Annotated in this window: 23 protein-coding genes; 12 read left to right on the top strand and 11 right to left on the bottom strand. The window is 42.5% G+C overall.

From position 1 onward, the window contains the following. Nucleotides 1-14 precede the first annotated feature (14 nt). From BMX50_RS03860 to BMX50_RS03850, 3 genes are read left to right on the top strand one after another with little or no spacing between them, the layout of a single operon-like run. A complete protein-coding gene (locus BMX50_RS03860) occupies nucleotides 15-1,721 on the top strand; it encodes an FAD/NAD(P)-binding protein (RefSeq protein WP_091207881.1) in 1,707 nt (568 codons plus the stop codon). Next, nucleotides 1,718-2,275: a DUF1543 domain-containing protein gene (locus tag BMX50_RS03855; protein ID WP_091207878.1), complete on the top strand. Its 558-nt coding sequence runs from the start codon at nucleotides 1,718-1,720 to the stop codon at nucleotides 2,273-2,275. The genes BMX50_RS03860 and BMX50_RS03855 overlap by 4 nt, the downstream gene beginning before the upstream one ends. Continuing rightward, entirely contained in the window at nucleotides 2,272-2,835 is a 564-nt protein-coding gene (locus BMX50_RS03850; protein ID WP_091207875.1) for a hypothetical protein, read from the top strand. The genes BMX50_RS03855 and BMX50_RS03850 overlap by 4 nt, the downstream gene beginning before the upstream one ends. A gap of 52 nt (nucleotides 2,836-2,887) precedes the next feature. Here BMX50_RS03850 and BMX50_RS03845 read toward each other — a convergent pair whose 3' ends face one another. Beyond that, nucleotides 2,888-3,340 (bottom strand): low affinity iron permease family protein, encoded by a 453-nt coding sequence (locus BMX50_RS03845; protein ID WP_091207872.1) that lies wholly within the window; start codon nucleotides 3,338-3,340, stop codon nucleotides 2,888-2,890. Between the two features lie 124 nt (nucleotides 3,341-3,464). On the opposite strand from BMX50_RS03845, the gene BMX50_RS03840 reads away from it, so the two are divergent. From BMX50_RS03840 to BMX50_RS03820, 4 genes are all read left to right on the top strand, one after another. Beyond that, on the top strand, nucleotides 3,465-3,620 hold the full coding sequence (locus BMX50_RS03840; protein WP_114940841.1) for a lmo0937 family membrane protein: 156 nt from the start codon (nucleotides 3,465-3,467) through the stop codon (nucleotides 3,618-3,620). 45 nt (nucleotides 3,621-3,665) lie between these two features. Then, nucleotides 3,666-4,334, top strand: coding sequence for a flavodoxin family protein (locus BMX50_RS03835; protein WP_091207867.1), 669 nt, complete (start codon nucleotides 3,666-3,668; stop codon nucleotides 4,332-4,334). Nucleotides 4,335-4,949: 615 nt separating this feature from the next. Further along, entirely contained in the window at nucleotides 4,950-5,333 is a 384-nt protein-coding gene (locus BMX50_RS03825) for a TraR/DksA family transcriptional regulator (protein WP_091207861.1), read from the top strand. Continuing rightward, nucleotides 5,330-5,554, top strand: coding sequence for a hypothetical protein (locus BMX50_RS03820; protein WP_091207859.1), 225 nt, complete (start codon nucleotides 5,330-5,332; stop codon nucleotides 5,552-5,554). The genes BMX50_RS03825 and BMX50_RS03820 overlap by 4 nt, the downstream gene beginning before the upstream one ends. Nucleotides 5,555-5,587: 33 nt before the next feature. Here BMX50_RS03820 and BMX50_RS03815 read toward each other — a convergent pair whose 3' ends face one another. The 8 genes from BMX50_RS03815 to BMX50_RS03780 form a co-directional block, all read right to left on the bottom strand. Beyond that, entirely contained in the window at nucleotides 5,588-6,754 is a 1,167-nt protein-coding gene (locus BMX50_RS03815; RefSeq protein WP_091207856.1) for a bromodomain-containing protein, read from the bottom strand. 174 nt (nucleotides 6,755-6,928) lie between these two features. Continuing rightward, complete coding sequence (locus tag BMX50_RS03810) at nucleotides 6,929-8,155, bottom strand: DUF2252 domain-containing protein (protein WP_091207853.1); 1,227 nt, start codon at nucleotides 8,153-8,155, stop codon at nucleotides 6,929-6,931. A 134-nt stretch (nucleotides 8,156-8,289) separates the two neighbouring features. Continuing rightward, on the bottom strand, nucleotides 8,290-9,489 hold the full coding sequence (locus tag BMX50_RS03805; RefSeq protein WP_091207850.1) for an ATP-binding protein: 1,200 nt from the start codon (nucleotides 9,487-9,489) through the stop codon (nucleotides 8,290-8,292). A gap of 1 nt (nucleotide 9,490) precedes the next feature. Further along, nucleotides 9,491-10,501 (bottom strand): ATP-binding protein, encoded by a 1,011-nt coding sequence (locus BMX50_RS03800; RefSeq protein ID WP_091207847.1) that lies wholly within the window; start codon nucleotides 10,499-10,501, stop codon nucleotides 9,491-9,493. Beyond that, entirely contained in the window at nucleotides 10,494-10,910 is a 417-nt protein-coding gene (locus BMX50_RS03795) for an anti-sigma regulatory factor (RefSeq protein ID WP_244280841.1), read from the bottom strand. The genes BMX50_RS03800 and BMX50_RS03795 overlap by 8 nt, the downstream gene beginning before the upstream one ends. After that, nucleotides 10,888-11,298 (bottom strand): STAS domain-containing protein, encoded by a 411-nt coding sequence (locus BMX50_RS03790; protein ID WP_091207842.1) that lies wholly within the window; start codon nucleotides 11,296-11,298, stop codon nucleotides 10,888-10,890. The genes BMX50_RS03795 and BMX50_RS03790 overlap by 23 nt, the downstream gene beginning before the upstream one ends. Before the next feature lie 12 nt (nucleotides 11,299-11,310). Next, the gene (locus BMX50_RS03785; RefSeq protein ID WP_091207839.1) at nucleotides 11,311-12,174 is read right to left on the bottom strand and encodes an STAS domain-containing protein; all 864 of its coding nucleotides are present in this window, start codon (nucleotides 12,172-12,174) and stop codon (nucleotides 11,311-11,313) included. Between the two features lie 212 nt (nucleotides 12,175-12,386). Continuing rightward, nucleotides 12,387-12,581 carry a hypothetical protein gene (locus tag BMX50_RS03780; RefSeq protein WP_091207837.1) on the bottom strand — a complete coding sequence of 65 codons (195 nt, stop codon included), beginning with the start codon at nucleotides 12,579-12,581 and terminating at the stop codon, nucleotides 12,387-12,389. 625 nt (nucleotides 12,582-13,206) lie between these two features. On the opposite strand from BMX50_RS03780, the gene BMX50_RS03775 reads away from it, so the two are divergent. After that, a complete protein-coding gene (locus tag BMX50_RS03775; protein ID WP_143065079.1) occupies nucleotides 13,207-13,527 on the top strand; it encodes a DUF6799 domain-containing protein in 321 nt (106 codons plus the stop codon). Between the two features lie 135 nt (nucleotides 13,528-13,662). Then, on the top strand, nucleotides 13,663-13,899 hold the full coding sequence (locus tag BMX50_RS03770) for a helix-turn-helix domain-containing protein (RefSeq protein WP_091208596.1): 237 nt from the start codon (nucleotides 13,663-13,665) through the stop codon (nucleotides 13,897-13,899). 7 nt (nucleotides 13,900-13,906) lie between these two features. On the opposite strand, the gene BMX50_RS03765 is transcribed toward BMX50_RS03770, so the two are convergent. Both BMX50_RS03765 and tatA read right to left on the bottom strand, forming a co-directional pair. After that, entirely contained in the window at nucleotides 13,907-14,482 is a 576-nt protein-coding gene (locus BMX50_RS03765) for an RNA polymerase sigma factor (protein WP_091207831.1), read from the bottom strand. Beyond that, nucleotides 14,482-14,661 (bottom strand): twin-arginine translocase TatA/TatE family subunit, encoded by a 180-nt coding sequence (tatA, locus tag BMX50_RS03760; protein ID WP_091207829.1) that lies wholly within the window; start codon nucleotides 14,659-14,661, stop codon nucleotides 14,482-14,484. Before tatA ends, BMX50_RS03765 begins: the two co-directional genes overlap by 1 nt. 641 nt (nucleotides 14,662-15,302) lie before the next feature. Here tatA and BMX50_RS03755 point away from each other — a divergent pair. The 3 genes from BMX50_RS03755 (at nucleotide 15,303) to BMX50_RS03745 (ending at nucleotide 16,987) form a co-directional block, all read left to right on the top strand. Further along, complete coding sequence (locus tag BMX50_RS03755) at nucleotides 15,303-15,674, top strand: response regulator (protein WP_091207826.1); 372 nt, start codon at nucleotides 15,303-15,305, stop codon at nucleotides 15,672-15,674. Then, nucleotides 15,634-16,353 (top strand): MBL fold metallo-hydrolase, encoded by a 720-nt coding sequence (locus tag BMX50_RS03750; RefSeq protein WP_208864632.1) that lies wholly within the window; start codon nucleotides 15,634-15,636, stop codon nucleotides 16,351-16,353. The genes BMX50_RS03755 and BMX50_RS03750 overlap by 41 nt, the downstream gene beginning before the upstream one ends. A gap of 64 nt (nucleotides 16,354-16,417) precedes the next feature. Next, nucleotides 16,418-16,987, top strand: coding sequence for a DUF4142 domain-containing protein (locus BMX50_RS03745; protein WP_091207820.1), 570 nt, complete (start codon nucleotides 16,418-16,420; stop codon nucleotides 16,985-16,987). The last annotated feature ends 21 nt before the right edge of the window (nucleotides 16,988-17,008 follow it).

Here is a 17,008-nt window from a genome sequence, read left to right as displayed (position 1 = left end):
CAAGTCTTAATAAATTGGAAGGTAAAAAACGCATAGCCATACTGGGCGGGGGCCCAAGCGGCCTGTTCATGTTCAAGCGACTGGTCAATACAGGGAACACAGATCTGAGTATTACCATTTTCGAGCGTAAAAATAAATTAGGATCAGGTATGCCTTATAGTGCTGAAGGCGCCAATGATGAGCACATTACCAATGTGTCGGGTAATGAGATACCACCCCTGGTCACTTCTCTGGATGACTGGGTTAAGACGATTTCAAAAGATACGCTGGATAAATACCATATGGATGCCGCCCGTTTTAACGAGTACAAAGTGCTGCCGCGTTTGTTGTTTGGCCAATATCTCAGCGCGCAATTCGACCTGCTGCAAAAACAGGCCCGGGAAACAGGTATAACTTATGATGTGCGTTACAATACCACCGTATCAGATATTATTGATCGGCCTGAAAAAGGGTCGGTAATTATAGAAACCGAGGATGGCGAGCAATCCGAATTTGACCACGTGATCATTTGCACCGGCCATAACTGGCCGAGAAAGCATGAGGGAAGCATTCCCAATTATTTTGATTCGCCGTATCCGCCGGTGAAACTCGCCCTAAAGCTTAACCACCCGGTTGCCATTAAAGGTTCATCACTCACCGCGGTCGATGCTATCCGGACACTTGCCCGGCATAACGGTACGTTTGATAAAGACAAAAATGGCAAGCTTTTTTATACACCGTTCGCCTCACATCCCGATTTTAAAATGGTGATGCATACCCGGAATGGCATGCTGCCGGCGGTACGTTTTCATTTGGAAGATTCGCATCTATCAAATGATAGCCTGCTGAGCAAAGAAGAGATCAAAATACATATCAAAGACAACGATGGGTTTTTGTCGTTGGATTATATTTTTGAACGGGATTTTAAATTGCCAATAAAGGAAAAAGAACCGGGGTTTTATGAGAAGATCAAAGATATGCGCCTTGAAGAATTTGTGGATAATATGATGGCTTTGCGCGAGGAACTCGACCCTTTCCAATTATTAAAGGCTGAATATGCCGAAGCTGAGCGATCTATCAAACAAAAAAAATCCATCTATTGGAAGGAAATGCTGGGGGTTTTAAGTTTTGCTTTAAACTATCCCGCCAAACATCTTTCTGCCGAGGATATGCAGCGGTTACAGCATTCCCTTACGCCACTTATTTCGATCGTTATCGCTTATATACCTCAAAGTTCGAGCGAAGAGTTACTGGCGCTACACCAGGCAGGCGTGTTGGAGCTGATCCCGGTTGGCAATGAGAGTAGGGTAGAACCCAATAATGGAGGTGGTGCCATTTACCACTATATAGACGAGCAAAAAAACGAGCAAAATGTACACTATCAAACATACATAGATTGCGTAGGCCAACCGCATTTAGCATTTGAGGACCTTCCGTTTAAAACCCTGATTGAAAAGCGAACTGTTACGCCAGCCAAACTCAAATTTCAATCTGCAGACGAAGGGCTGAAGGCAATGAACTCAGGTAAGCCGGTTTCGAAGGATGAACGGGGCGATTACTATTTAAAAGTCTCCGGCATTACTATCAATGATCATTTCCAGGTAATGGATGCATATGGAGCTTTTAATGAACGGATCTATATGATGGCGGTGCCCTATATCGGAGGGTATAATCCGGATTATTCCGGTCTTGATTTTAGTGAAGAGGTATCTGGTATTATTATTGAAAGATTAATGGTATGAAGTTATACCTTTTACTGTTAGGAGCCGAAGCGCCTGACAGGGTAGTTGAACAACATGATTACTTTTTTGGCATTGCCGAAAGCTTACCCGACTTAGTGCAAGAAGTCCGGGCGTTCTGGCCGGAGGCGGGTGGTAGCCTGCACATTGACGGCTGGCGGGAAGTAACTAAGGTTGATGGTTTTGCAGTGCAGGTTGTTCCTTTAAACGGTGAAAGTCCTGTATCCACTAACAAACTATTCTTTTTAAATCTTGGCGGCTACACTACGGGAAAGCTGGAAGAACAGCACTACACAATGCTCACGGTACAAAATAGCCGTCAAGCTGCTATCCAATTCGCAAAAAAAAGCCTGTTTTTTAAAACCAACTCGTTAAAGGGCATCGCCACCGCTCATATTGATGAAAAATATGGTGTCGATGTTGATAGTGTTCACAATATTCAGGATTTGCTTTCGCCGGCCCTGAAAGCCAGATACCACATCGTTTTCGGCGATGGAAGCAATATGCCAGAGGATGAGATCCATTTAGGATATTTTAAACTGGATAAGCTTAAATGAACCGTAGGGATAAATTACTTGACTGGATAAAACAACGGCACAAAGGTCAGCTGATCAGGGGTACCGCCGAGCATTACATCGATCATCTTATTGCTGTTGCCGAGTTAGCCTCCATAACCCCTTTGGGTTACGAAACTGGCCTTTGTCATGATCTTTTTGAAGATACCGAAACAACTGAGGCAGAACTCTTTTCGGCACTAATCAGTTTTGATTATACAGACCGTGAAGCGCACCTGATCGTGAATTGTACTGTAGAACTGACGGACGTGTTCACGAAAAAAAATTATCCCGAATTAAAAAAGAAGGATAGGAAAGCGAGAGAGGCTGCACGCTTAGCCGCTATTAGCTCCACTGCACAAACCGTTAAATATGCTGACCTGATCTACAACATCCGTTGGGTACTAAGGTACGATCTTAAACACGCTTTGAAATATCTGTCGAAAAAGCGTTTGCTTTTAGCTGTTATGAAGAGTGGCGAGCCAAGCCTGCACTTGAAGGCCGTGAGCTTGATCAATGATTCTCTTTCCAAATTAACATCAAATAGCTTTACTGATCTGTAAATGCAGGGTAAACAAACGATTAAGAATATCAGTAATCAGTGATAGTCAGATTTTATTTTCTCTTGTAGCGCACCGCTTTTAATTTATGATTTTCACCCGCTGCATCAATAGAATGGGTACAGGTAATATCATCTTCATTTTCAGCCAGATCTGATAACTGTTGGTAGAATTTATGCAGATGGTCCAGTTCTTTTTCGGTAAGGTCTTCAATATCAACCATCCTGTTGCTGGCCCCTTCGTGCGCTGCCAGAAGTTCATTCAGCTTCAGGTGAATGGCTTTTGAATCTTTATTCTGGGATTTTTGGATCAGGAACACCATCAGAAATGTAATGATGGTTGTACCTGTATTAATGATCAATTGCCAGGTATCTGAGTATTTAGCCAACGGCCCGGTTAACAGCCAAATGACGATAGCGGCAATTGCCATAATAAAAGCCGCAGAACTACCGGTAGCTGCCGTCGCCCAGTTTGAAAAGCGCTCGAATAAGTTCTTTTTCTGTTTCATTGAAGGAGTTGTATGCCAACAAAGGAATGAAAGATGTATTTGTTTGAAAATTAATTAATTATAAATACAAAACAATATCGGGTTTTAACAACTTGTTGGTATGAACATTTTAACAATATTAAACATGAACTCTATACTTTACATCATCGCCGTTATTCTGGTAATTGGCTGGGCCATCGGGACATTTGCTTATGCTGCAGGTAGCTTAATTCACATCTTATTGGTTATCGCTGTTATCGCCGTGCTTCTGGGCGTAATCAGGGGGAGATCGGTGGTTTAGGCGAGTATGCTCCAGGCAAATAAAGTTTAATCTACAAATCTACTTATGAAAGCATTAATCATTAATTGTACACTTAAGCGCAGCCCAGATTTTTCTAATACCGGTGCGATGGCGGAGAAGGCTGCAGGACAATTGGAAGAACAAGGTTTTGAAACCGAGGTCATCCGACTGAACGATTACAAGGTTTTGACCGGCAACTCTTCGGATGAAGGAGAGGGCGACCAATGGCCATTTATATTGGAAAAAATCAAAGCCTGCCAGATCTTTATCATTGCCACCCCTATATGGATGGGGAATTTGGCATCCACATCGCAAAAAGTAATTGAACGGCTTGACGCTATCTTCCGGGATGAAGAATTAAGCAGCAAAGAAAACGGCCAATACATGCCCTATAACAAAGTAGGAGGCTGTTTGGTAACCGGTAATGAAGATGGCGCTCATAGTTGTGCCGCACAGGTGCTTTGGGCGCTGCAGGAAGTAGGCTTTACTATTCCTCCAAATGTGAATGCGTATTGGGTTGGAATGGCCGGCGGCGAAAAAGATTACGTTGAGGGCGGTGGGGAACGTTATTTGTACACCAACAAAACGCTTCGTTATATGACTACTAACCTGGCCTGGTTTGCCAAACTACTTGCTGCTAACCCGATAGGTACCAACTTGCTTGAGGAGGATAAAAAAGCGGAAGCCGAAAGCGATGCAGAAGATGACGAATAGCCTTAGACAAGAAAAGAATCGATAATTAAAAAGTTCAAAATGGGCTTTTGAGCGTTCTCTTTTTTCTATTGTGTATTTATTAGACAATAAAAGCAACCTTCTGATTTTAAGTGCGTAATAGGCTTAAAATCAGAAGGGAAGAAGTTAGTGTCATTAAAGCGTTTAGGCTCGGAAATTGAATTATTGAAAAAGCAGGTATATGTTAAAGCAGGGCTGAAATCGGTTGGCTTGGCGGATATAGCATCACTAACTGCTCAAATTAAAAAGGAAACAAACCTTGATTTGAGCCAGGTCACGATGAGCAGGTTGTTTGGCCTAACAGTGAGCAAATTCGGGCCATCCTTATTTACACTACATGTATTGTCGGTTTACTGCCGCTGCGAGAGTTGGGATACTTTTCTACAAGTAAATACTTAAAATTACAAGCTTTAAAAAGCTGCAATTTGATTTATTGGTTTAACAGACTCGTTAATTTTTGAATGAAATTTAAGTAAGGCAAATCGTTTGGCGAGATGCCTTTGCCATCTTGATTAGGCTTTAATTGTTGGATTGCAGTATAGCTACTCCTTTTTAGATTATATGCAACCATTTATATAAATCATTGTTAACCTCATCATGCAACAAGGAAATACTAAAACAAGGTACAACGATAAAGAATTAGATGAGTTTAAAATATTGATTAAAGACAAGATCAGTATGGCACGAGAAGAGCTACAAGAACTGGTTGGAACACTTAGCGCTGCTAACTCAAATGGCGACGATGCCGCGATAGCTGGCAAGACTTTGGAAGATGGCTCAGCTACTTTTGAGAAAGAGCAAACCAATCAACTGGCAGCACGTCAGAAAAAGTTTATTGAGCAGCTTGAAGCCGCTCTGATGCGTATTGAAACCAAAACTTATGGTATTTGCAGGTCCACGGGTAAACTGATTCCTAAAGAGCGCCTGCTTGCTGTGCCACACACTACTCAGAGCATGGAAGCAAAACTTAAACAAGCGTGAGTTCGGCATTTATTAAAGAAGGGGAGGCGCGGCATCTCAAAGATGTCGCGCCTAATCTTGGCGCATTACTGCTATTTTTGCGGATAAAAAATGACGGTACCGTGATTCGCGATGAAAAGATCTATCATAGTGAAAAGTATGGCCGTGATATTTATGAAATGAGCGACGGCCTGGTTTATGCGCTAAATAACGACAATCAGTGGTATATTATCCTGGATTAATTTGCTGCGACTCCCGGTAAGCCTTCATTTCAATTAAAGTTCGTATGATGATTTCCGGTTGATTTCAATTACCAGGTCTTTGATCACCTCACGTCCGCTTAGCCAACGCCTTGAACGGTTTGCCTTGCGGATCTCCTGTCTGTCTTTCAACTCGTGATCTTTTTTATAATAATCCGGCATCAGGTTTTTCATCGCGTTGTGGATGGTTTCCAGACTTCCATTTAACAGCATGCCCGGATCGGTTTTCACCAAATCTGCCAGTGCTTCGGCCATGCTGGCCGCATAATAGGGGCAGTCCCAATCGTGGTTATAGGGATGATCACCTTTTACGTTCACCTTTTGCAGTGGATGCGAGAGGTCTTCTATAATTTCGGTTATACCCGGGCCGAAAACGTTCGAATATTCTTCAATGAAATAATTCCACCAGCGCGGATGTTGCGGCAGATCTTTAAGCAAGGTATCACAAACTAAAACCCGCATTGGAAAGTCAGGATTCGCCGGATCCATGATTACTAAAGAACTGCCGAAATGCCCTTCCTGCTGCGAATGCCTGCTGTAGATCACAAAAAACTGCGGTACATTTACGCATTCGTTTTGCATAGTGGCGGCGAGTATTTTAATATCCTGCAACCTGTCTTCTAAAAAACCGCGTTTAAACAGGATGTGCAGCCGGTCTTCCGACTTCGCTGTGCAACGTTTACTGTTCTCGTTAAAAACATTCCCGTTTGCAGGGCGGCTCATAAAATGATTGCCACTGTTATAGCAAAGTGCCGAGCCTATTGGGTAAGTGCTGATATCGGCCGTATCTCCTGCTTCTGTCTGCTTATTAGGATGAATAGCGCGGAACGGCACATGCATACTTTCGCTATCCATACGGCGGGCAAGATTATATATCCGCTGCTCCGTAGCCGCCAATAAGGGATCACCGCTGAGGGGATCAAAATACACCAATTTTGAGCGGCGGCCTAAATGGCTGGCAATGAATCGGTTTTTTAATAACTGCTGAATAGGGTGCCTCGTGTTTAAAAAGAAATCCCGCAGAGCGTCATTTATGATATATTCATCAAAGGGTTGTTGAAATTGCAACAGTGTATTTTGCTGATGCCCGTTAACCCATTCGCGTAAAAATAAATGCACTTCCTGATCGAAACAGAGATTGGCTGCAACAGCCACCTCTTTTGTTAAAGCGCATAGTTCCATAAAATCTACGTGGGAGAATAAAGACTGAGCAATAAATATAATAAATAAAAATCCGGTTAAGAGATCCTAACTATTTTATTTGGCGGTATTTTTTGCTCCTTTATCGGATACTTTCTTCGTAGGTTTTTCATATAGAGGATGTCCCTATCGGCGATTGCTGTAAACACACATGCGTTATTTAATAAAATCATCTGCAAGTTTCTGCTTAAACAAGCCTTTTTTATAATCCTTGATAAACTGCCTGTAGTCGGATTTTACCTTCGCTGCATAATTTTCCGCATAATCTATCAGTAGTGATTGCCACTCTTCCGATTTCCCAAAAGCGATCAGATCATCAATAATGGAAGAGCCTTGCATGCCGCCGCTCCGCAAATGCGAGGAAGCGGTGAGTGTTGCCATATCACTGATCACCTGGTACATATCCCGGTAATTATTCAATTGTTTAAATTTAATAGTGTCTTTAACCGGTTGCAGTTCCTGGATCACAAAAGTATCGCCGCGAAATCTGGTGGTACTTAACAAGGCTGCGGGCACCTGCTGCATGCGTTTCTGGATATTGATAATCCGTTCCGATTCATTAGGCCAATCCAGCTGTTGTACCGGCAGATAAGGATACACTGACGATTGCATGGACTGCTTCATATCCAGCATCAGGTATTTGTTTTTCGTGTTGGTACTTTTTAAAAGGAACAGGTAACGCCTTACGCCGATACTTCCGGTTCCGGCCAGGCGAAAAACCGTGCTGATAACCTCGTAATTGTAAGGGCCATCATCACTGTTCTGTACCCATTCATTGATATGGGATTTCAGTTCGCTTTTTAGCTTTTTATCCAGCTTAAAATGGCGTTCATCTTCCAGCGAAAGGATGATCTTCCGTTTTTTGCTGATGGTGCGCTTTTTTAGCAAATCTTTCTCATTGCTATGATCTGCCCTGTTCAAAAACTCCTTCACAATTCCCCTTGCTGTACGCGGTTCTATACTGATCGCTTTTGCGTTCAACAATGTATTCGCATAATCGCGGATATACAACTGAGCCATTTTTAAAGCTTTTTCAGGCTTGAAACCAAGATTGTCAAAAGCGATAAAAATACTGGCCGTCATCCGTGCCAGTTCATAGCAAACCGGGGCGAGTACGGCCTCGTCGAAATCGTTCAGGTCGAAATAAACCAGCTTATTATCGCCTTTATAACTGCCAAAATTTTCAATGTGCAGGTCGCCGCAGATCCAACCTAATGGTGAGAGGGGCAGGGGCGAAGCTTTGGCTAAATCCTCATAAAATAAATGACAGGTTCCCCTGAAAAACCGGAAATGGTTTTCGGCCATACCTTCATATTTCAGCGCCACCATTTCGGGCAGGCGGCCGCTATTAAATTCAATTAATCGTTCGGATAATGTAGACATGGATATACCGGTTCAAATGGTAAAGCTGCAACACTCGGTAGGAATTAATGTTTAATAATCCATGGCTTTTTTTGATCGCCTCGGCAGGAATAGAATTGGCTGGTAGCAGTCAAAAACTTTTAGTCAAAGTGCACTCAGGCAACTTCACAATTAGGCAAACTGAAATGAAAAGTAGATCCTTCATTCTCTTTGCTGTCTACCCAGATCTTACCGCCATGGTCGGTCACAATTTTTGAAGTGATGTAAAGCCCCATACCCAATCCGGCGTGGGTTTTACTGACATCTTCGGCGCGGTAAAATTTATCAAAAATGGACGTCATCGTATCGGCCGACATACCAATACCCTGATCTTTAATTGATATGGTAATGTGACCATCACTGTTGAAGGCTGAACTAACTTCTACGCTTGTATTAGTGCGTGAGTATTTGGCCGCATTGCCCAAAAGGTTTGAAAAAACCTGCTCCATCCTTAAGATATCGATCATTACGTCGGCATCATCGCCCAAAGAGCTGCTAATAATATGGTTAGGTAGAATGCTTTGCATAACTGCCAATTGGTCAACGATAAAACTATTAAGCTTTACTTGCTGCATGTTATATTGCAGATTGCCATTTTCGGCCCGCGAGATATCAAGCAGTTGCTGAACCAAAGAATTTAGCTTATTAGACTGCAAGTCTATTTTATTCAATAATCCTTTCAATCGATCGGAAACCGGTTCTTTCGTGCTTTTGGCCATCTGAGTGAAGGCTTTTAAAACGGTTAGAGGCGTCTTAAGCTCATGGCTCGCAATGGAGATAAATTCGGTTTTCTTTTCGTCTATCAGTTTTGTCCGTTTCAATTCCTCTTCCTGCTCTGCGGTTAGTTTGTGCAGGTGCGAGTTTCGTCGCTTTATTTCTTCGTAAGGATTAAGGGGCTGTTCCTCGTGAAAGTATTTTTTAAGTATACTGATCTTAACTGCGTCAAGCTTTAATGACCGCGGTAGTCCCAGCTTCATATCTATAACATAAGCACCATTCTCGCCGCTTAATTCAAACTCGGGCACTAACTTTTGGGCATAATAAAAACCTTCATCGCCTGCGATTAGTTTAATTTCGCTATTAAAGGTTACATTAGCCTTTAAAGCGTACCGCGTTTTATTTTGTTCGATGCCTATAGTGAGCGTGCCGTTGTCGGTGTATTCAATAACGGCCCGGGCCACTTCGGATACAGCGGTGGCAAATGTTGTTTGTGTCGCTACGGTTAATCCAAGCTTTTCGGCAACCTTCATCGACCGCTTGTGAGCAAGCACCAGGTCCATTTCATTCTCGAGCGAAATGCTTACTACTTCTGTCATTTTACTTAACTTTTGCTATGATCACCGACATGTCGTCGTTTTTACGTGCATGGTCTTTATATATGGCGGCGGCTAAAACGGAAAGATCGTATTTGTACATTAACGGATATTTTGCCAGATCGATCCGGGTTTTAATTCCGTCAGAACAAAGCATAACCTGGTTAAATTCATCAGCCGGGTATTGCTGATCGTTCATGGTATTAGGTATATTATGGCCCACAATGCCATTGTACGACATATGGCTTTTGAAAATTACAGGCCCAAACATGCGTGCGGCAATGTTACCTATACCTGCAGATGACCATTTTTTTTCGCCATAATGATAGCCCACCACATTGATTACCGCTCCACGTGTTTTTTTAATACTCGCGTGAATAAAGCGCAATGTTTCGGTAGGGCTGTAATCCGGGAATACTTTGAATGCGGCGGCCGCCTCGTTAATCGCCTTGTTAGCCTCAGGGCCGTGGCCCAAGCCATCTGCCAGCATCATTTTTAAGTATTTGTCTGTTTTTTTATAAACAAAGCCATCGCCGCTTGTTTTTTCGCCCGGCTTGGATACCACTATCGGTCGTATAATTACGTCGTCATCTGCTTTTAATTTTTCCGGGTCGCTGTAAACACGGCTAAGCACGATAGTTCCCCAACCCGGTTGAGAATAAAGTTCAAAAGTGTCCGAAAGGCGTTTCATACTACCTAAACCATGTCCTAAAGTGTTTGTTGTTGAAACCCCGTCAACCATCATCCGGGCTGGGTTAACCATTCCGGGGCCATTATCAATGCTGATCAATTCAATATATGGCGAGCCTGCGTTTGCAAAAGTACCCATCAATATTTCGCCATCGTCGCTGTATTTATACAGGTTTGATGTCATTTCGGCAACAATGAGATCAAGCTCGTTGATGCGGCCTGCATTCATCCCGGCTTCAATTGCCAGCCTGTGAATCTCTTTTTTAATCAGCGAGAAATAGCTGCGGTCGTCCGCGGCAAAACTTATATGTGTAGCATCAACCATTGGCCCATTTTATAATGGTAACAGTTGTGCCTTCGCCAACTTTACTCTTAATATCAAATTCGTTCACTAATCGTTTGGTACCCGGCAAACCCAGACCAAGGCTTTTGCCTGTAGAAAAACCATCACGCATCGCAGCGTCAATATCTGGAATACCGGGCCCTTTATCAGAAAATATGAGCCTGACACCGTTATTACGGCCGCTTGAAACAATCTCTATCTGGCAAACACCGCCGTTGGCATAGCGCATCATATTGCGTACCAATTCGCTGGCTGCGGTAAGCAGACGAGTTTGATTGACCAAGCCCATTTTAATTTTTACGGCGACTTCCTTCACCCGGTTTTTTAAAAAAACAACGTCCTGTTCCTTTAGTACCTGTACGGTGTCTTTACTGAGTGATAATATCATCATCGGTCGATTCTTGATCTATGTCTTCGTCATCTATATCAATCATCGATTTTAGCAAGCTCATGCCACGCTCCATATCTAAAGCGGTATGCACTCCTTTAAGCGGTAAGCCCAGTTCTATCAACGTAATGGCAACCGCAGGCTGCATGCCTACAACTACAGTTTCTGCATCCAATATTTTCGACATACTGGCGATATTGCCAATAATACGCCCCATAAATGAATCGACAATGGTTACCGCCGATATATCTATCAAAACACCCCTGGCATTCGTTTTATTTACCATCTGCACCAGGTCGGCCTCCAGGTTAAGTGCCAGCCGATCATACAAATCAACCTGGATAGTAACCAGTAAAAAATTGCCCAGCCGCAGAATAGGAATTTTATCCATTATAAAGCAATATTAAAATTTAGCGGTAGTATTTGATTTTCTTACTTCCAGCTTCATCAGCTTAAAAGAGTGTGATAAAGCGCTGGCTAAAGTTGCCTTGGTAATGATATTGGAAAGATCAATACCGAGGTGCACTACGGTTTGAGCAATCTCCGGGCGGATACCGCTGATAATACATTCAGCTCCCATTAACCGGGTGGCACTTACCGTTTTGATCAGATGCTGGGCAACAAGCGAATCTACCGCAGGCACGCCCGAAATATCTAATATGGCTATGCTTGATCCGGTCTCTACTATCTCCTGCAGCAGGTTTTCCATTACAATTTGTGTACGAGCACTGTCCAGGGTGCCAATTATCGGCAGGGCAAGTATACCATCCCATACACGGATTACCGGGGTTGATATTTCGGCTATCTCGTCGGTTTGCCTTAAAATAACCTCTTCGCGGCCTTTTATAAAGGTCTCAAAAGTAACAACGCTGAGGTTATCCATCAAGCGGTTTATCTTGAGGCTTTCGGAAAATAAATGCTGTGGTTCATCAACTATTTCTTCCTGCAGTACTTCAAGCAATGCCTCTTTTAATGAAAATACAAAGTTACCTGTTTCGCGGGGGCTGAAACCCTGGCGTGCACGTGTTATGGCTATACCTCCTAAAATTTCAATAACCGGGCTCCATTCGTCAGAATTCAGGTCGGTAAAATTTTCGCTCGATAAATTACTCACCAAAGCGTCAACTAACTCTTCAGATTGACTTCTCAGTTCATCGTTACTGATCAGGTCTTCCCGCAGGCCTTCATCGGCCAGTTGGTTCTTCATCCAGAGTTCAAGGATGTTTTTTTTCTTTTTTTGTAGCAATTGATGTGTTTTAAGTGACATGGATGAAGAATAGGGTAAGTGATTAGTTGACCTTACAACTCAAACTTGGCAAAGTTGAATTAAAGTGGAAAGGTAGATAACCCTTTTCAAAATAAGAAATATAATTTATTTGTTAACTAAAATGATAATTAGGCCGTATGGCCGCATTTCATAATGCATTCTTTCTATGGGTATGTACAAAATAAGTATTTTTTTCTTTATGTGATTAATGCTTAAGCACCTTGCTGCGGCCACATCGGTGGATTTTCCCTCACTTCGTTTAAAAATTCTATCAGCTGCTCTATTTCATCGGTAGCTAAACTTAAATCCCCATCGGCTGTGTAGCTATACACCCGTCCAGGAACATCAAATGTTAAATAGCCCATATAACTTGGTTCATTGTTATGGTTCAATCCTAATCTTTCCATTTTGCTATAAATGGCATCGAATCTGTATAAAAAACATTAAAAGACTATTGTTACCTTTTCCCAGTTGCTAAAATTCATCATTAAATTTAAAGAAGTTTCAGGTTCGACCCAAAACGGGTTAGATCTTCCGAAATCGGCCTTAATGATCAAATAAAGACGCAAACCGTTTAAAATCATCTATAAATTGGTTCGTGTAGAAAACGGGTTTGACTACTATTTTAGGCAAGTTGTCAAAAAATTTGACAACTTTTTTTACGATCGCTCAGAGAACTTAGCGGCAATCCTCAGGATATCGGCCGTGCACGGGCGTAAATGATGATCGAAGAGCATATATTTTTTGAACGAATTTATCATCATTTACATTTTGTTGCGGCGCTTTACTCCGCAAATTCTTATTGCAAGCTATTCGGTCTTGATTTCTCCTGAAAGCGTGCCATTGCATAAATCGCCGACACCACTATTGTTTACTTTCAAGTTACGTTGATAGCATTGCCATCGCTTTTTTCAACTATCAGTTGAGATTTAAAATAATTGATTTGCAGTAAATTATCCTGTATAGGAGTGGTGATTTTGTAAACATTTTCTACTGGTTCCGGTTGTGTTAAAAACTGTAAATCAAAAAATTATGAGAAAGTTATTGATGGCATTAATGGCCCTGTTGTTCAGCGCGGGTGTCATGGCCCAAACGCACATGAAAATGAAGGATGGGGTGATGATGAAAGACGGGAAAATGATGGTTATGAAAGAGGGCAAAACCATGATGATGGATAAGGATATGACAATGTCCAATGGTACGATGGTGACGACTGATGGCATGGTCAAAATGAAGGACGGCAAAAGTATGATGCTGAAAAACGGCCAGTGTGTCAACATGGATGGTACGATTGAGAAGCCGATGAAAATGAAACACAAGAAAATGATGAAGGATACCACCATGAAGATGTAGGAATCCGGTAATTGAGATGCGGGGTTCCAGCCCCGCTTTTAAAATCGATATTTGGGGAGAAAAGGGGCTACGGGTTTCCATGAAAAACCGACGATCCGTTTTTTTCGTTTTTTATATAAAGATCAGCAAAAATTCATGGTCAGCGAAAAAGATGTTGCACTGCGCATCCGGACGATCCGGGAGTCCAAAAATTTCAGCCAGTATTATGTGGCTTACAAACTCAATATATCTCAAAATACATTCAGCAAGATCGAACTGGGACATGTTAAACTGACAGTAGATCGCTTCCTGCAGATCGCCAGGGTATTAGACGTTTCGCCAACTGAATTGCTGTTTTACCAGGATCCGTTCTGCATATTAGCATCTCAATAATGGAAATTCAGGATGCGAGGGGAAGTGCTTGAACATGAAGGATCGTCCGCAATCTTTTAATTGCCCTGAGAAGTCGGGTTTTAACTGTTCCAGGGGGTATCTTCAATTGTTTAGCTACTTCCGCATGCGTGTAACCCTTGTAATAAATAAGATCGATAATTTCCCGTTCTGTATTGGGCAGGGTTGTGGCAATCTTTTTGATGAAGGCCATATCTGCCTTTTCGGAGGCGCTTTCGGGCTGTATAAAGAATTCCTCGTAACCATCCAGCTCTTGATTAAGCAAACTGTTGCGATAAGTACGAGACCGAACCCTGTCAATCGCCAGGTTTCTGGCGATATTGACCATCCACGTGTATAGTCTTCCTTTAGAAGTATTATAGCCTTCAAAAGCTGACCATATCCGGATAAAGGTTTCCTGCAGAATATCTTCACTTATAGCCGTCTCTGGGACGATACGAACGATAATACCGTAGAGAGAACCACTGTACATATCATATAACGCTTCGGCGCCCAGAGGATGCCGCTCCCATATCAGGCTGATCAGTTTATCTTCTGGAAATATTTTTTTCCTGCGTATTGCCATCAGGGTTTTGTATCGGTTGCAGTTTCCGATGTTTTTATAATCGGCTCATTGTTTTGTGCGTCCTTAAAGTCCTTTATGCCTTTACCCAGGCCTTTCATCATTTCCGGTATTTTCTTTCCGCCGAACAGTAACAATACTGCGGCTAAAATTAAGATGATCTCTGGTGCGCCTAATCCCATGATATGTTGTTTTATAGGTAAAAGATAATAGTAGTGATATAGATATATACGCAGACAATATCAGGATAGATTTTTAACCGGTGATTAATATTCAGGTAAATTAAACCTGCAAAGGAAAAAGGACTTACAATATACCCCTTAAAATGTCAATGGCCGACGTGAGTCGGGCATCGCTGTAAACAGCGGCTGCCTCGGGTAAATATTGCAATATCTTCAACAGCTGGCTTTGCTCCAGCCCAGGGTGCTCATTCATAACCATTAACAGGGGAAAACAGTACGGGTATTCGGATGTCCTAAATTAATTAAATATATTAGAAGTTAAAATTAAGTTCGGATTAGGTCATTCCTGTAGCGATTAAGCTACAGCTGTTGCTGATTGGAGGGGCATTACCGCCTGTAAACCGTATGGCACGGTTATTAGCCCATTTAGGTTATCAAAATAATCATTATGAAAACGACCGCCAAAACTACTGTATTGTTAAAATCATTCGACCTGCAATTGCTTGCTTTGCTGAAAAGCGATTTGCAGCAAGTAAAAGCTGTAAAAAAGGCGGCTTAATATATTTACTTACATCCACCTGTGAAGGAAAAGCGGCTTTGGCCGCTCTTTTTAATTAGTGTGATGAAAAACACTGATTAAAATGGAAAACCACAAAAAAATTCTGATCGTGGATGACGATGACGACATCCGCGATATTATCCACCTGATCCTCCAAGGTGAGGGTTATGAGGTCAGCGAACTGGCTGACGGGCACAGCGTCAATAGCACTGTGGATGATTTTCATCCGGATGTGATCCTGCTGGATGTGATGCTGGGCGATATGGACGGCCGGGATATTTGCCGGGAACTCAAATTAGCGCCGGATACTGAAGGTATCCCCATCATTATGGTTTCTGCAAGTCACAAACAGGAAGTTTTAAAAGACGGGGGTTGCCGGGCCAATGATTACCTGGCTAAACCTTTCGATATTGATGATCTCATCCAAAAAGTCGGCTTTTACGCCGCCGCTTAATACGCAATCCATGAAAATCACCAAATACATCCATTCCTGTTTGCTTTTTGAAAAAGACGGTTTTAAACTATTATTCGATCCCGGCAAATTTTCCTTTGCGGAAGGTTTGGTCAAGCCTGACACATTCGTAGACATCAACGCGGTGATTATTACCCATAACCATCCCGACCATTTGGACACCGATAACCTTCGCAAAATCATCGAGTTGAGCCAGGCAACCATCTATACCAATGCAGAGGTTTCCCAGGAGCTTGAGGAAGCCGGCCTGGAAAGTATAATTGTCGAAGAAGGTGAAATGACGCTCGGGCATTTTCTGTTGCAGGTCATTAATGTTAAGCATGAGCCTTTGCTGGATAGCCCGGCACCTGATATGCAGGCTTATGTCATTGATCGGATTGTCCTTCATCCCGTAGATTCCTTTGATGAAAAATTAAATGAATATCAGGGTATTCCCCTGCTGATCCTACCAATTATGGCGCCCTTTACTACCGAACTTGCGGTTGCCGGGTTCGCTGACCGGATCAAGCCGAAAGAGGTGATGCCGGTACACGACGGCTATGCCAAACCTTTCTTTTTAAAACAGCGGTATGAAAATTACACGGAACATTTTGAAAAGAACAATATTAAATTTTACAGTGCGGGAGAGCCGGGTGACGCTGTAGTGATCAGTCAGGAATAAATGCTTTTAGTTCTTTAAGAAGAACTTTTACATATCAAAAACTAAAATTTTAAATACAATCAACATGAAAGACAACACCATTGAGCGCAGAGATTTTTTAAAAAAATCTATAGCATTGAGCGCAGGCCTGACAGTAGCGGGCAGTATGCTAACATCTTTTAATGCCGAAGCAGCAACTGTTGTCGACAATCCAATGGCAACCAACGAAAAAGAATTCCGTATGGGCGTAATCGGCCCGGCGGAATTATCTCTGGCGACCAGCCAAATCGCGGTGAATAAAGCCACCAACAAAAACGCGAAAGAATTTGCGGGTTTTGAACTCGGGGAAGCTATTGCGGTAACGGGCGTGCTGAAAGACCTGGGAACACCAGTACCGATGATGGATGCCAAAGCAAAAGCCACATTGGAAAAGATCAAGTCCACCCCGGCAGGTCCTGAATTTGACAAAGCCTATATCAAGGCGCAATTAGAGAACCACGAGTTTTTACGCGACCTCGCGCAAAACTACATCAGCAAAGGAAAAATGGCAGGTGCAGCTGAAAACCAGGGCAGACACTTGGCCACATTGTCACTTGCGGTATTTAAAGAGCATGTGGCCATAACGAGCCGGATATTAAAAGAATTGGGTGCTTAAAATTATTATTTAAATACTCAG

This window comes from Mucilaginibacter gossypiicola (genome assembly GCF_900110105.1).
GTDB lineage: Bacteria > Bacteroidota > Bacteroidia > Sphingobacteriales > Sphingobacteriaceae > Mucilaginibacter > Mucilaginibacter gossypiicola.
This window is presented reverse-complemented; position numbering and strand designations above follow the sequence as displayed.